The sequence below is a fragment of the Bacillus sp. FJAT-27251 genome, assembly GCF_001273925.1.
Lineage (GTDB): Bacteria > Bacillota > Bacilli > Bacillales > Cytobacillaceae > Mesobacillus_B.
The window spans coordinates 2,105,859-2,119,140 of sequence record NZ_LIGG01000001.1 but is presented as its reverse complement, the minus strand read 5'-3'; the positions used below and the strand labels follow the sequence as shown (position 1 = coordinate 2,119,140).

Genomic DNA, 13,282 nt, shown 5'->3' with positions numbered 1-13,282 from the left:
ATTGATATCATTCCGTCTCCACATTCAACCCTGCAGCATCGTAAAAAGAGAGCTTAGCTTTATTATACTGGTCTGTTTTTTCATTAAATCGTTCATTAGCCGAGAGAACCTCATCATAGGCAGCATTCACCTTGTTGATTTGCTCCTCAAGAGTTTCGATGGTCAGGTCTTTATCCTTTAAAAGTTCATAAAGCGCTTTGTCATAGGACAGTCCGTCAGTATAACTTTTATATAGTTCATCGTGAATGGCGTAGCGATCAAGCATCAGCTGCTGAAGATCCGCCACTTGCTTTTCCAGCTCAGAATCTTCGAGTTTGTCAGCAATTCCTTCCACTCCGCCAAATTCCTCCCTCGATTCTTCTATGCTTTCCTTTTCTTTATCGAGATGCTCTTTTCTTTTATCGGCGATGGTGATTGCTTCATCTGCCAAGCGGACAATTTCGTCATGCTGTTCCATATTTAATTCAATGATTTTTGCATAAAGTTCCTTTTCTTCCTGTTCCAGTTTCACAAGAGGCTCCTGCTGTTCCTCAAAGGCCTTCTCAATCTGGACGACTTCCTCAAGCTTGGTAAAAATTTGTTCCGCAGGGTCCTGGCGGTTCATGCATCCAGCCGCGAAAGCAGTGAGAGATATCAACAAAACAAAAACAAGGATTTTCCGATAGTTTGCCAAAATACGACCTCCTTACAGCTTCCATTTCACTATATCGGATTTTAGTGTATTTTGACAACCTTGGGAATGCCCATCTGCCTCACCCACCCAAATACTTTCCGGGAATATTCAGATTATGGGCATCCGCCCATACATTTTGACCGTGCTTTCATATTTTATATTAATCGCCATGCTAAGGGCGAAAAAAAGAAGGGGAGGTTTACCTTTATGTTTGGATACGGATATGGTTATGGATGCGGCTATCCAGGATACGTCGGCGGTTTTGGCAGAGGCTTTGCCCTCATCGTCGTGCTGTTCATCCTTCTTATTATTGTAGGCTGTGCCTGCTGGAATTAATTTTAGCTGGGGAAGATGCGACTTTTGCATCTTCCTTTTCAGCGGTTATTTCCTGTGAATATGCTTTAACTTTATAAGTGACATTTGTTAGACTAAGGTGTACATATACTGATTTTGAGGTGAACCTTAATATGTTGACTATGGACGACATCGTACGGGATGGCCACCCTTCCCTGCGGACAGTCGCTGAACCTGTCCAGATGCCTGCATCAGAAGAAGATCATGAAATACTTCAGGAAATGCTCCAATATGTGATAAACAGCCAAAACCCTGAAATGGCAAAAAAATTTGGACTTCGTCCCGGAATCGGACTGGCTGCACCGCAAATAAATGTTTCCAAGCGAATGATTGCTGTCCATGTTCATGACGATAGGGAGAAACTGTACAGCTACGGAATTTTCAATCCAAAAATCGTCAGCCACTCAGTCGAACGGTCCTATTTAAAAAGCGGGGAAGGATGTCTTTCTGTTGATGAACCTTTTCCTGGGTATGTCCCAAGATATGCCAGAGTGACCGTAACAGGAACGACCCTGGAAGGGAAGGAAATCAGATTGCGTTTAAAAGGTCTGCCAGCCATCGTTTTTCAGCACGAGATTGATCACTTGAACGGAATCATGTTCTACGATCACATTAACAAACAAAACCCTTTTGCCGAAATCGAAAACGCCACAGTGATTGAGAGGTAAGGAAGAAACCTGCAAAAAGTTTGCAGGTTTTTTTATTTGCTCCTCCCATTCCCGGATGATAAGCCTCAAGGCTGCTCATACTATTTTAAAAAAAGGGTCGGCATTAGGTGGACATTCCCGTTTTCAAAATCCAACATATTTATGAAATAACCTGTAACACACAATAAAATCTCTAATTTTATCATATAATATAGATAAAAAGAAAGAAATTTAGTTAAAATTCGGCAAAACTTTCCTTGTTTGCTTTACATTGGACAAGGATGGTTTAAAATAAGAAGTAAGGAGATGATCCACTATGTTAAAGAAGCTAAGACGCAAGCTCTTGCAACAGTGGAAAGATATGCTTCGCAAAAAAACTATCGCTTAAAAATTTTGAGCCCTTCAAACTTGCGAAGGGCTCCTTCATTATTGTACATTTGTTTAAGTGGAAAATAACGGGATGAAGCCATTCAAACAGGTTATGGGATACGATTATAAATGTTAAATTTTAAATAAAAAAGCGATGACAATAAGGAGAGAGAGTCTGATGATTTTTAAAGTTTACTATCAGGAAGAAATCAAAGAGGTCCCAGTAAGGGAAAAGACCAAAACTTTGTACATTGAAGCAGGGTCGGAAAGGGAAGTTCGGACGAAGCTCAAAAACCGCCCCTATAATATTGAATATGTACAGGCTGTAGAGGGTAGTTATCTTGAATATGAACAGCAAAAAGAATATTTCGAAGTATTGGAGAATGATTAAAATATGAAATTTGTTAAAAATGACCAGACCGCTGTTTTCGCCTTGGGCGGACTGGGTGAAATCGGAAAGAATACCTACGCTGTCCAGTTTCAGGATGAGATTATCCTAATTGACGCCGGCATTAAATTTCCAGAGGATGAGCTGCTGGGAATCGATTATGTTATTCCTGATTACTCCTATCTTGTGAAAAATGAAGATAAAATCAGGGGGCTTTTCATCACTCACGGCCACGAGGACCATATTGGCGGCATTCCCTACCTGCTGAAGCAGATCAATGTACCGATTTATGGCGGAAAGCTTGCCCTCGGTTTGATTCGCAACAAGCTTGAAGAACATGGATTGCTTCGCCAGACAAAAATGATTGAAATCAAGGAAGACGATGTGATCAAGTTTCGGAAAACATCCGTTACTTTCTTCAGGACGACCCACAGCATCCCCGATTCCTATGGGATTGTTGTTAAGACACCTCCTGGGCAGATTGTCCATACAGGGGACTTCAAGTTTGACTTTACACCAGTCGGCGAGCCAGCCAACCTGATTAAAATGGCCGAAATTGGGAAGGAAGGCGTTCTCTGCCTTCTGTCTGACAGCACAAATAGCGAAGTGCCAAATTTCACCATGTCGGAAAGAAAAGTAGGCAATACCATCCATGATATCTTCCGAAAAGTGGATGGAAGAGTCATCTTTGCCACTTTTGCCTCCAACATCCACCGTCTGCAGCAGGTGACTGAGGCAGCGGTAGCCAACGGGAGAAAGATCGCTGTCTTCGGACGCAGTATGGAAGCAGCAATAACCATCGGACAGGAGCTCGGCTATATCCGCGCACCCAAGGATACTTTCATTGACCACCAGCAGATCAACCGTTTGCCTGCCAACCAGGTAACCATCCTCTGCACAGGAAGCCAGGGAGAGCCAATGGCTGCCCTTTCACGAATTGCCAATGGCACGCACAGGCAAATACAAATCATTCCTGGAGACACCGTCGTGTTTTCTTCATCCCCAATCCCTGGAAACACAATCAGTGTCAACAGGACAATCAATATGCTCTCGCGTGCAGGGGCAGAAGTCATCCACGGCAAGCTAAGCGACATTCATACATCCGGGCATGGCGGGCAGGAAGAGCAAAAATTGATGCTCAGGCTGATTAACCCAAAATTCTTCATGCCGATCCATGGAGAGTTCAGAATGCAGAAGATGCATGCCAAATTGGCAGTCGACTGTGGAGTACCAGAAGAAAATTGCTTTATCATGGATAATGGCGATGTGCTTGCCCTTAGCAATGATGAAGCCCAGGTTGCCGGAAAGATTCCATCAGGTTCCGTGTATATCGATGGAAGCGGGATTGGCGACATCGGAAATATCGTCCTTCGCGACCGGAGAATCCTGTCTGAGGAAGGACTCGTCGTTGTGGTCGTCAGCATCAACATGAAGGACTTTAAAGTTGCAGCTGGCCCTGATTTGATTTCGCGAGGATTTGTGTATATGAGAGAATCAGGGGACCTTATCAATGATGCCCAAAGCCTCATTACAAAGCACCTGAACAAAGTGATGGAAAGAAAAACGACACAGTGGTCAGAAATCAAAAACGAAATCACCGATACACTTGCACCGTTCCTTTATGAAAAAACAAAGCGGCGCCCAATGATTTTGCCAATCATCATGGAAGTATAATTTGTGTCTTTAAGCCATAAAAAAAATGCCGCACAGCTGTGCGGCATTTTTTGTTTTAGATGAGAAAGATGGCACAAAGCCTTAAAGCTGTTCCAAAGGCGCTTCCGCTTTTCTTACAATGCCTTCTTTTCAAAACGGTTGATATCTGTGTCTGCGCCAATGATGATAAGAATATCACCAGTTTGGATCAATTCGTCCGCCTGGGGAGAAACAAGGATATCATTTCCCCTTTTAATAGCTACAATATTGATTCCATACTTGGCGCGGATATTTAAATCAATGATTGAATGTCCGCCAAGCTTGCTGCTGGCCACAATCTCCGCAATGCTGTGTTCATCGGAAAGCTCAAGGTAATCCAGCACGTTATTGGAAACTATATTATGTGCAATCCGCCTTCCCATATCCCTTTCCGGATGGACAACAAAATCAGCGCCAATTTTGCGCAGCACCTTTTCATGATAATCGTTTTGGGCTTTAACCGTTATTTTATTTACACCAAGTTCCTTCAGCATTAGAGTTGTCAAAATACTTGCCTGGATATTATCGCCGATGGCAACAATCACATGGTCAAAGTTGCGGATTCCCAGGCTTTTTAGCACCTGCTCATCCGTTGTATCACCACAAACGGCATGAGAGGCGATAGCTGCAAACTTATTGACCCTTTCCTCGTTGTTATCTATTGCCATGACAGGGACACCCTGCTCGGATAATTCCTTGCAGATGCTTCCGCCAAAGCGGCCTAAACCAATTACAGCAAATTCCTTTTTCATATCGTTCCCCCCAAACAGTCCAGTTACAGTCCTATCTTAGCATAACGGCCCCTTAAGCAATAGGGTATTTTCATCCGTTATTTTGGCGGCTGCTGTTCCATGGGAGCTCCTGAGGGATTCCTGCCTTTTTTTCTTCTTCTGAGAGCGGCCCAAACCAAAGCCAGAAGGAATGCCAGCATGAACAATATTGGCAAATTCCCAATAAGCGCAACGATAAGGCCGGACATAATGGAGAGCAGCAAATTTATATTGACCGCAAACTGCTTTTCTATCTTTTGCCAGAGATTAAGATCGCTTTTGGCCATCACATGCGGGCTTTCCTCCATAAAAATGGTGATAGTCGAGTAGGATGTCTGGTTCTGAAGGTATTTGATCCTTCCTTGCAATTGTTCGATTTGTTCCTGGACAGCGGATAGGTCAGACGAAATCTTCAGAAGGTCTTCGGTTTTTTTGGCGTTTTCCATAAAATCCAGCAGCCTTGCTTCCACGGCTTTTTTAGAGCGAAGCCTTGCCTCCAGGTCGACATATTCTTCGGTAACATCCTGGCCGCTTACATGGCGGTTAGCCACCCTTGCCGCTGCGTTCTCGGCATCTGAGATAAATGATGAAAAATGCTCTTGAGGAACCCTGAAAGTCATCGTACCGCTGCGCTGATTTTCATGTGCATTTGCAGTGGACTCTACTATGTACCCCCCGTAGGAAGATGCCTTAGCCTCGAACTCCTTCTGGGCTTTGCCCAAGTCTTTAACCTCAAGATGGATCTCAGCTGTATAAATGACCTTTCGCTCCTCTGGCAGTGCTTCCGTCCCTGCCTCTTCAGTGCTGCCTCCGTCGGTGGCCATTTCATTCTTCATGTTTGAATCCCTGTCCTGGACTGACATTTCTCCTTCTGCTTGTTCCACTGCACTGTCCCCTGATTCCGACATCTTGCTTTCGGACTGTCCCATGCCGCTGCAACCAGCCAAAAGCAGCAAAATTAAAATAAAAGACAGGACTTTTTTGATTCCCTCCATGCACCACACCCCATTTCATTTATTTATATGACGTGTGAAACAGGATAAAGTTACCAATTAAAAAAGGCAGTCCATAAGACCTGCCTTTTTGGTTTCATTCATTTTTTTCAAGTTCATCCAGTATCCGATTTACCCGCTTCTCAAGCATGCCCATTCCGCTGCCCCCCGCCTGGAAATGACGGAGCCTGCCTTCTTTATCAAAGATATAATAAGCAGGCACATATTTATTTTTAAAGCGGTCTGTCAGATGACGGTCATTATCAATGAAGATTGGCTGTGTGATTTCATGCTCTGCCGCAACCCTTTTAATTTCCTCGAGGTCCAGATCATTATCGTACCTTGGCATATGCACCGCAATCACCTTGAGCCTGTCCTTAAATTTATCGCGAAACTCGTTGACCTGGGGCATTGCCTCCTTGCACAGGCGGCAGCTGATCGACCAAAAATGGAGAAGGACAGGTGCAGTGCCTATCAGCTCTTCCCTTGTCATTTTCCCATTCAGCCATTCTGTCGCCCCAGACAGTTCGGGCATCGGTTCCCGTAATTTCATTTTTCACACCTCAGCTTGAACACTTGTATTGGATATACGATGTAAGAAGGGAAATGGCCGACCCGATTGCCTTTTCGTCTGGATTAAGCCTGGAATGGTGAAGTCCGAAGCCAGAGTCCACCCCAAGCCAGAACATGAAGCCTGGAATCTCCTTCAGCATATAGCCAAAGTCTTCTCCTGTCATCGCTTCCTTGCATTCTATTACCTGGAACTGCCCCATATTCCCGGCGAACTCCATAAATTCCCTTGTTAACACAGGTTCATTGTAAACCTGATGGTACATGGCGCCAAAATCCACTTCTGCCTCACACTCATAGCCGACCTCTATACCACGGACCATGGACATCAGCCGCTGTTTGACTTTTGCCATTGACTCAGGTGACAGCGTGCGGATTGTGCCTTCAATCCTTGCCTTCTCTGCAATGATATTCTGGACTGTACCGCCAGTGATTTTCCCAATTGTGACAACAGCGCTGTCCAATGGGTCAACGTTCCGGGAGACAATCGTTTGAAGCTGGGTGACCAGGCTGCAGGCGGCAATGATCATATCATTGGTTTTGTGGGGATAGGCAGCATGCCCTCCTTTTCCTACCAGGTCGATAAACAGTTCCGAGGTATTGGCAAAGAGCAATCCTTCTTTGAGCGCAACCGTGCCTACCGGGTATTCCGGGGCAATATGAAGAGCCACAATCATATCCGGCTTCCATTCCTTCATAATATCCGTATTCAGCATTGGTTCTGCCCCGCCAGGGCCTTCCTCGGCAGGCTGGAACATAAACAGGAGATCGTCATGAACAGGGTTCTTGACAAAATGATGGATCAATCCAAGGGCGATGCTCATATGAAAATCATGGCCGCAGGCATGCATTCTGCCTTCATGGACAGATTTGAACTCCAGTCCTGTTTCTTCTGTAATTGGCAGGCCATCGATATCGGCACGATATCCCACCGTTTTACGAGGGTTCAGACCCGTGATTTTCACAAATACTCCTGTCTTCCAGGTCTTAACCTCCATCCGGTCCTGAGGAAGAGTTTGAAGGTATTCCAGCAAATAGGACTGGGTTTTATATTCCTGAAAGCCAAGCTCGGGAATTTTATGAAGATCCCTTCTGATATTAATAAATGTATCCACTTGAGAGCCTCCTTGCCTAGAAAGAAAGCGCGGATACACTCCGCGCTTTTAAAACATTCCATACACCAAACTTAAAGCTGGCGCAGTTCCTGCTTGATTTCCGTTTTTGATTTTGTTTTGTCATCGATTTCCTTGATCACACGTGCAGGTATTCCTGCAACAACCGTGTTTGGCGGTACATCGTCAACTACAATCGCACCTGCTGCAACAACAGCACCCTTTCCGACTGTCACACCTTCCAAGACAACAGCATTTGCACCGATGACTACTTCATCCTCCACAATGACAGGCTTTGCAGAAGGCGGCTCGATAACGCCTGCAAGGACAGCCCCTGCCCCTACATGGCAGTTTTTCCCCACAGTCGCACGTCCCCCAAGGACGACATTCATATCAATCATTGTGCCTTCCCCGATCACAGCACCAATGTTAATGGAGGCACCCATCATGATGACAGCATTATCGCCAATTTCCACCTGATCGCGAATGATTGCGCCAGGCTCAATCCGGGCTTTGATGTTTTTCATATCCAAAAGCGGTATGGCGGAGTTTCTGCGGTCATTTTCCACCACATACTCATCAATTTTATCTTGGTTAGCCTCAAGCACAGAATTGATTTCTGCCCATTCACCAAATACGACGCCACTGTTTCCCGAGATGAATGTCTTGGAATCGGAGCCAAAATCCAGGCCTTCAAGATTTCCTTTTACATACACCTTAACAGGTGTTGCCTTTTTGCTGTTCTGAATGAAAGAAATAATTTCGTTTGCGTCCATCATGTTCATTTGAAGCACCTCCATTAGGTTTATGCATTTTCAGCTAAAAATTACTTTACCAAACGAAACTGCTTTACACAAGAAATTGCTTATGAATCTGCCGAACTTTCCAAATGCTCCTTGATAATCTCAATAAAGGCCTGCACCTGCTTCAATTGAAAGGCCGATTCATAGCCTATCAGCCACGTATCCCGTTTGATAGGTTTTCCATCCTCATCAAGAAGAGGGATTTTAAAGATGTTTTCTTCACCGCCGCTAAGGGTAATTTCGGGCAGGATCGCGTACCCGATTCCGTTAAAGGTCATTTGTTTACATGTTTCAATCTGATCGACAATAATCGTTCTTTTGGGAGGCGTTTGAAAGTTGCGCAGCCACCAATCCTGGATTTCCTGATAGTAATTTGAATCACTCTTGAACTGGATGAAGGGCCGATCCGTTTCCAGCACCTGTTCCGGCCTCATGATCTCGGTATCGACAAGATTCAGCGTATCCTGGAACAAATGAATCTTAACCCCCTTCCAGTCCGGTGTCCCCCTGATGATACCGATATGAACCTGGTCCTCGTAAAGCGCCTTGGCAATTTCGCTGCTCCAGCCTGTAATTAATGAAATCTTTGCCTGCGGATGCCTGCTGACAAACTTTTTCAGTACTTGCGGAAGCCAATTTTGGCCAACAATGGAGGCGACAGCAATTTTCAGAGTCCCGTAAACCTCAGCATCGAGCGAAGAAATGGCTTCCCGCACCTTTTCCTCCTTCGCCAGCATCTCCTGGGCAAATTGAAGGACAATCTCGCCTGCAGGGGTTAGGGAAAGCCCCTTCTGTGAACGGATAAACAGTTTTGCCCCCCAATCCTTTTCAATCGTCTGCAAGCGCTGGGATAGCGCTGGCTGGGACACAAAAAGACGCTCTGCGGCCTTTCTCATATTCATTTCCTGAGCAAGAATCGAGAGCAAATGGAACTCGGACAAAGAAGACATACTTATTCCCCCTAATGCTCAACCTCTTTTTTCGGCAGGAAAGCCATTAGCACAAGACTGATAACAGCGAGTATGACCAAAACAAGGTAAACGGTATGCAGTGCGCCTGTCAGCCCTTCCTGCAAAAATGTCTTCACATCAACTGGCAAGGCTCTTCTGTCGCTTTCATTTAAAAGTAAATTCATTGAGTCGATGGTTATCTCACCTATCCCCAAGTCTCCTTTATCCTTTAAATGACTTTGAAGCACACTGTTGAGAATTCCGCCCAAAAGAGCCGCTCCTATTGTATTTCCAAGGTTTCTCATAAACATATTTCCTGCTGTAGCAGCTCCCCGCTGCTCCCATGGAACTGTGCCCTGAATGGACACAATAAAAGCAGTGCTCGTCAAACCCATTCCTACACCAAACATGAACGATCCGGCTGCTGCCCATAGCGGTCCTCCCTCAGGTGAAAGTGTGGCAAACAAGAGGCTGCCGATAATGAGGGCTCCTCCACCGAGTAATGAAGTGGTGCGAAAGCCAATCTTCAATAACAGCCAGCCTGAAACCGTTGAGGCAATCGGCCAGCCAATTGACATCGCCGTTAACGTAAAGCCGGCAACAATTGGCGACCTTTCCATGACCCCCTGGACAAACGCGGGCAGAAAGCTGGATATGCCAATCAGCATGATCCCAGTTACAAGCGAGGTAATATTGGCAATGAAAATGGGACGTACCCCCCACATGCTGAAGTCCATCATGGGTTCGACCGCTTTTCGTTCATTTAAAACAAACAGGGTGAATGCTGCCGCGCTGACCAGTATGAGGGCAGCCGCCTGGATAGATGTCCAGGAAATATGCACCMCGCCTTCGACAAGCAATATCATAAAGCTGCTTATGGCGAATGTCAGCAATACCGCACCGCGATAATCAATGGAACGCTTTTTCTTCTCAATGTTCTCGTGCAGAAAGAACCAAATACCCGCAATGGCAAGGAAACCGAGGGGAATATTGATCCAGAAAACATAGCGCCAGCTGACAAATTCGACCAGCAGCCCCCCAATTGCCGGTCCTGAAACGGCTGAGATTCCCCATACACTTGATAGGTACCCTTGTATTTTGGCCCTTTCTTCTTTGGTGTATATATCTCCAACAATAGTTGTTGCTACGGGAGTAACGGCACCCGCACCGAAACCCTGGATCAGCCTGAATAGGATAAGGAGCTCCATGGAGGGGGCCAAACCGCATAGTATCGACCCGATAAGAAAAATGATAATTCCAAAAATGAGGATCGGCTTTCTCCCAAACAAATCTGATAGCTTTCCATAAATTAAGACCGTTACCGCGTTCATTAATAGATACGCTGAAAATACCCAGCTGTACAGCGAGAAGCCTCCCAGGTCCCCGACGATGGCAGGCATGGCCGTTGAAACAATCGTTGCCTCAATCGCCCCCATGAACATTGCCAGCATGACGGCAGCAAGGACAAGCGGTCTTTTTGTCTGAAGCTGACGCTTTGAAGAACGTGCGATATTCTGTTCCMCCCTCACCTAATCACCTCATTCCATGTGAAAAAATGAAGCCCCCGCTTTTTCCGGGGGCTGCAGTTATCCTTTGTTAAGCTGGAACCTTTCCAATTGCATCAGCACGGCCCTTCTGGTTAGGATCCCTTCAAAAAGCCCGTCATCATCTTCCACGCATAAAAAGGGATGGTCCACCAGATGCCCAAGAGAAGATTGAAGCGTCGCGTTGATATTGATTCTCGGAATGGACTTATTCATGGCTTCTTCCACCCGTTTCAGCTCGAGCAGTTCAAACTCTATGCGTTCAATTCCCAGAATGGAATCCATAATGATTGGTGTGCTAATCAGGCCATGCAGGCGAAAATGAGGGTCCAATACCGGTACAGCTGTATAACCGCTCCTGGTCAATACTAGCAGTGCATGCTCAAGGCTGTTTCCAATCTGCACATGAGCCACACGTTCAGCAGATATTAACAAGTCTTTAATATTCATCTGTAAAAATTCTCCACTTTGTTGAGAAGGCATTGTCGAAAAACTCCCTAGAATGGATTTCTATCTTCCCTATTTTATCACACTTTCTTTGGTGGTGTCGTTATATTAACCGCTTTCAGCGACTAAGTAAAAAAGAGGCCATCACGGCCCCTTTTTATTGAATTAGATCGAATATTTCAATGGTGATCATATCAATATTGTCAAATTGGTATTTCTTTGGCTTTTCTTTCTCATTGTAAACTTCCAGTTCATACGTTTCTGTTTTTGGATGATACGTTACCTGGCACTTTCGCTCACCGTTTACCTCAAAAAAACGCTGGGCAGGTTCTCCGCTGGCAGCCGTTTCCTGAAGACTCTTCAATCGTGTAATAATACCTTGAAGCTGTGACATAGTTCCTCTCCTTTCAAAATTAAAAAAGCGAATACGGCGCTTTCCTAATCTCCATAAATCAGATTTAACAATAGGGTTCTCTTTTGACATGTTTCTATGCCTGATGAAATAAATTCTGAATTGTCCAGTCCTATTCCTTTACATGCCAATATTAACAGAATAAAATAATGAGAGGCATTTGTACAAGCAAAACCTTTGAAGGGAGCGAATTTTATTGGGAAAACCTATGCAGTTGACGGAAAAAATCCATTTAATCGATGGTCACGACCTCGGTATGGAGGAGCGGACAGGAAGCTATGTGCTGTTGGAGGATGACATTACACTGATTGAAACCTCCGCTAGCCCATCCGTCCAGCATATCCTGGCTGGCCTTAAAGACCTTGGCCTTCCACCTTCAGACATAAAATACATCATCGTTACCCATATTCACCTCGACCACTCAGGCGGCTGCGGGCTATTGCTTACATATTGTCCAAATGCAAAAATCATTGTCCACCCAAAAGGCGCACGCCATTTAGCAGACCCTTCAAGATTAATCGCCAGCGCCAAAGCCGTCTATCGGGAAAAATTCGAGGCATTATTCGATCCCATCCTGCCTGTTCCTGAAGAAAATATTCTTGTGAAGGCTGATGGTGAAACGCTCCAAGTCAGTGAAGATTGTATATTGACATTCCATGATTCCCCCGGGCACGCCAACCATCATTTCAGCATTTTTCATCCAGGGGTAAAGGGGTTGTTCAGCGGTGATACAATTGGCATATATTATCCTCAACTTGCTCGAAAAGGGATTGAATTGTATATCCCTTCCACTTCACCCAATCAATTTGATCCCGACAAGATGCTTCATTCACTTGAAACCTTTGAACAGCTAAAACCCGAACGCCTTTTCTTTGGACACTTCGGCATGTCGGAACATCCAGCAGAGGCATACCGCCAGGTAAAGTACTGGCTGGAAGTATTCTGTTCCACCGCAGAAGCTGCCTTTGATGAAGGCAGTGATTTTGAGGAACGGACGAACCTTGCCGCACAAAAACTTTATGAAAGAGTCAAAAATCATTTGCTTGAAAACGGGCTGAATGATAAAGACCCCATTCTTGAACTTCTCTCTCTCGACCTTCAAATAAGTTCGATGGGCCTAGTCGATTACCTAACCAGAAAAAAATAATGGAGGCAGCATGATGTCACAGATAACTATATATACCCAGAACGATTGTCCTCCGTGCCAAATCGTCAAAATGTTTTTAAAAGAACATCAGGTGGACTTTGAAGAAAAAAACATTACATCAGACCCTAAAGCAAGGGACGAGCTGACACAGGTTTATGGAGCATACTCAACACCCACCGTTGTAGCCGGCAATGAAGTAATCATCGGATTTGAACTGGAAAAATTAAAAAAAACTTTAAGCCTTGAATAGCCTCATAATCGAGTAGGAGGGGGTGATTAACCCCCGTCCTCTCACACCACCGTACGTACCGTCCGGTATACGGCGGTTCGAAAGTTTATGAAACAATGTTTGATAATTGCTTTAATCCAGCTTTAAACCAGTATTCATTATTTAAGGCTTGGTCTAAGGCAG

The 13,282-nt window shown here is 45.0% G+C and carries 16 protein-coding genes; 6 read left to right on the top strand and 10 right to left on the bottom strand.

Annotated features, from left to right (window positions below; all coding sequences use genetic code 11):
* Positions 1-7: 7 nt before the first annotated feature.
* A complete protein-coding gene (locus ADU22_RS09985) occupies positions 8-673 on the bottom strand; it encodes a YkyA family protein (RefSeq protein WP_069187971.1) in 666 nt (221 codons plus the stop codon).
* Between the two features lie 207 nt (positions 674-880).
* On the opposite strand from ADU22_RS09985, the gene ADU22_RS24205 reads away from it, so the two are divergent.
* The 4 genes from ADU22_RS24205 (at position 881) to rnjA (ending at position 4,105) form a co-directional block, all read left to right on the top strand.
* The gene (locus tag ADU22_RS24205; RefSeq protein WP_082252823.1) at positions 881-1,009 is read left to right on the top strand and encodes a YjcZ family sporulation protein; all 129 of its coding nucleotides are present in this window, start codon (positions 881-883) and stop codon (positions 1,007-1,009) included.
* A gap of 131 nt (positions 1,010-1,140) precedes the next feature.
* Positions 1,141-1,695 carry a peptide deformylase gene (gene def / locus ADU22_RS09975; protein WP_053362020.1) on the top strand — a complete coding sequence of 185 codons (555 nt, stop codon included), beginning with the start codon at positions 1,141-1,143 and terminating at the stop codon, positions 1,693-1,695.
* A 526-nt stretch (positions 1,696-2,221) separates the two neighbouring features.
* The gene (locus ADU22_RS09970; protein WP_046525919.1) at positions 2,222-2,434 is read left to right on the top strand and encodes a DNA-dependent RNA polymerase subunit epsilon; all 213 of its coding nucleotides are present in this window, start codon (positions 2,222-2,224) and stop codon (positions 2,432-2,434) included.
* 3 nt (positions 2,435-2,437) lie between these two features.
* On the top strand, positions 2,438-4,105 hold the full coding sequence (gene rnjA / locus ADU22_RS09965; protein ID WP_046525920.1) for a ribonuclease J1: 1,668 nt from the start codon (positions 2,438-2,440) through the stop codon (positions 4,103-4,105).
* Between the two features lie 113 nt (positions 4,106-4,218).
* Here rnjA and ADU22_RS09960 read toward each other — a convergent pair whose 3' ends face one another.
* The 9 genes from ADU22_RS09960 to ADU22_RS09920 all read right to left on the bottom strand — a co-directional run bounded on the left by ADU22_RS09960 (position 4,219) and on the right by ADU22_RS09920 (position 11,705).
* The gene (locus ADU22_RS09960) at positions 4,219-4,875 is read right to left on the bottom strand and encodes a potassium channel family protein (RefSeq protein WP_053362019.1); all 657 of its coding nucleotides are present in this window, start codon (positions 4,873-4,875) and stop codon (positions 4,219-4,221) included.
* A 77-nt stretch (positions 4,876-4,952) separates the two neighbouring features.
* Positions 4,953-5,888 carry a DUF4349 domain-containing protein gene (locus tag ADU22_RS09955; RefSeq protein ID WP_053362018.1) on the bottom strand — a complete coding sequence of 312 codons (936 nt, stop codon included), beginning with the start codon at positions 5,886-5,888 and terminating at the stop codon, positions 4,953-4,955.
* A 94-nt stretch (positions 5,889-5,982) separates the two neighbouring features.
* Positions 5,983-6,438, bottom strand: coding sequence for a redoxin domain-containing protein (locus ADU22_RS09950; RefSeq protein ID WP_053362017.1), 456 nt, complete (start codon positions 6,436-6,438; stop codon positions 5,983-5,985).
* 10 nt (positions 6,439-6,448) lie between these two features.
* Positions 6,449-7,570: an N-acetyldiaminopimelate deacetylase gene (locus tag ADU22_RS09945; RefSeq protein WP_053362016.1), complete on the bottom strand. Its 1,122-nt coding sequence runs from the start codon at positions 7,568-7,570 to the stop codon at positions 6,449-6,451.
* Positions 7,571-7,641: 71 nt separating this feature from the next.
* Complete coding sequence (gene dapD, locus ADU22_RS09940) at positions 7,642-8,352, bottom strand: 2,3,4,5-tetrahydropyridine-2,6-dicarboxylate N-acetyltransferase (RefSeq protein WP_053362015.1); 711 nt, start codon at positions 8,350-8,352, stop codon at positions 7,642-7,644.
* An 80-nt stretch (positions 8,353-8,432) separates the two neighbouring features.
* Complete coding sequence (gene ccpC, locus ADU22_RS09935; RefSeq protein ID WP_053362014.1) at positions 8,433-9,320, bottom strand: transcriptional regulator CcpC; 888 nt, start codon at positions 9,318-9,320, stop codon at positions 8,433-8,435.
* A gap of 11 nt (positions 9,321-9,331) precedes the next feature.
* Complete coding sequence (locus ADU22_RS09930) at positions 9,332-10,771, bottom strand: MDR family MFS transporter (RefSeq protein WP_082253002.1); 1,440 nt, start codon at positions 10,769-10,771, stop codon at positions 9,332-9,334.
* A gap of 135 nt (positions 10,772-10,906) precedes the next feature.
* Positions 10,907-11,347: a cyclic-di-AMP-binding protein CbpB gene (gene cbpB, locus ADU22_RS09925; protein WP_053362013.1), complete on the bottom strand. Its 441-nt coding sequence runs from the start codon at positions 11,345-11,347 to the stop codon at positions 10,907-10,909.
* A gap of 121 nt (positions 11,348-11,468) precedes the next feature.
* Positions 11,469-11,705 (bottom strand): YkuJ family protein, encoded by a 237-nt coding sequence (locus ADU22_RS09920; protein WP_046525928.1) that lies wholly within the window; start codon positions 11,703-11,705, stop codon positions 11,469-11,471.
* Between the two features lie 214 nt (positions 11,706-11,919).
* Here ADU22_RS09920 and ADU22_RS09915 point away from each other — a divergent pair, with 214 nt between their 5' ends.
* Both ADU22_RS09915 and ADU22_RS09910 read left to right on the top strand, forming a co-directional pair.
* Complete coding sequence (locus ADU22_RS09915; protein WP_053362012.1) at positions 11,920-12,870, top strand: MBL fold metallo-hydrolase; 951 nt, start codon at positions 11,920-11,922, stop codon at positions 12,868-12,870.
* A 13-nt stretch (positions 12,871-12,883) separates the two neighbouring features.
* Complete coding sequence (locus ADU22_RS09910) at positions 12,884-13,120, top strand: glutaredoxin family protein (protein ID WP_053362011.1); 237 nt, start codon at positions 12,884-12,886, stop codon at positions 13,118-13,120.
* Positions 13,121-13,282 lie beyond the last annotated feature (162 nt).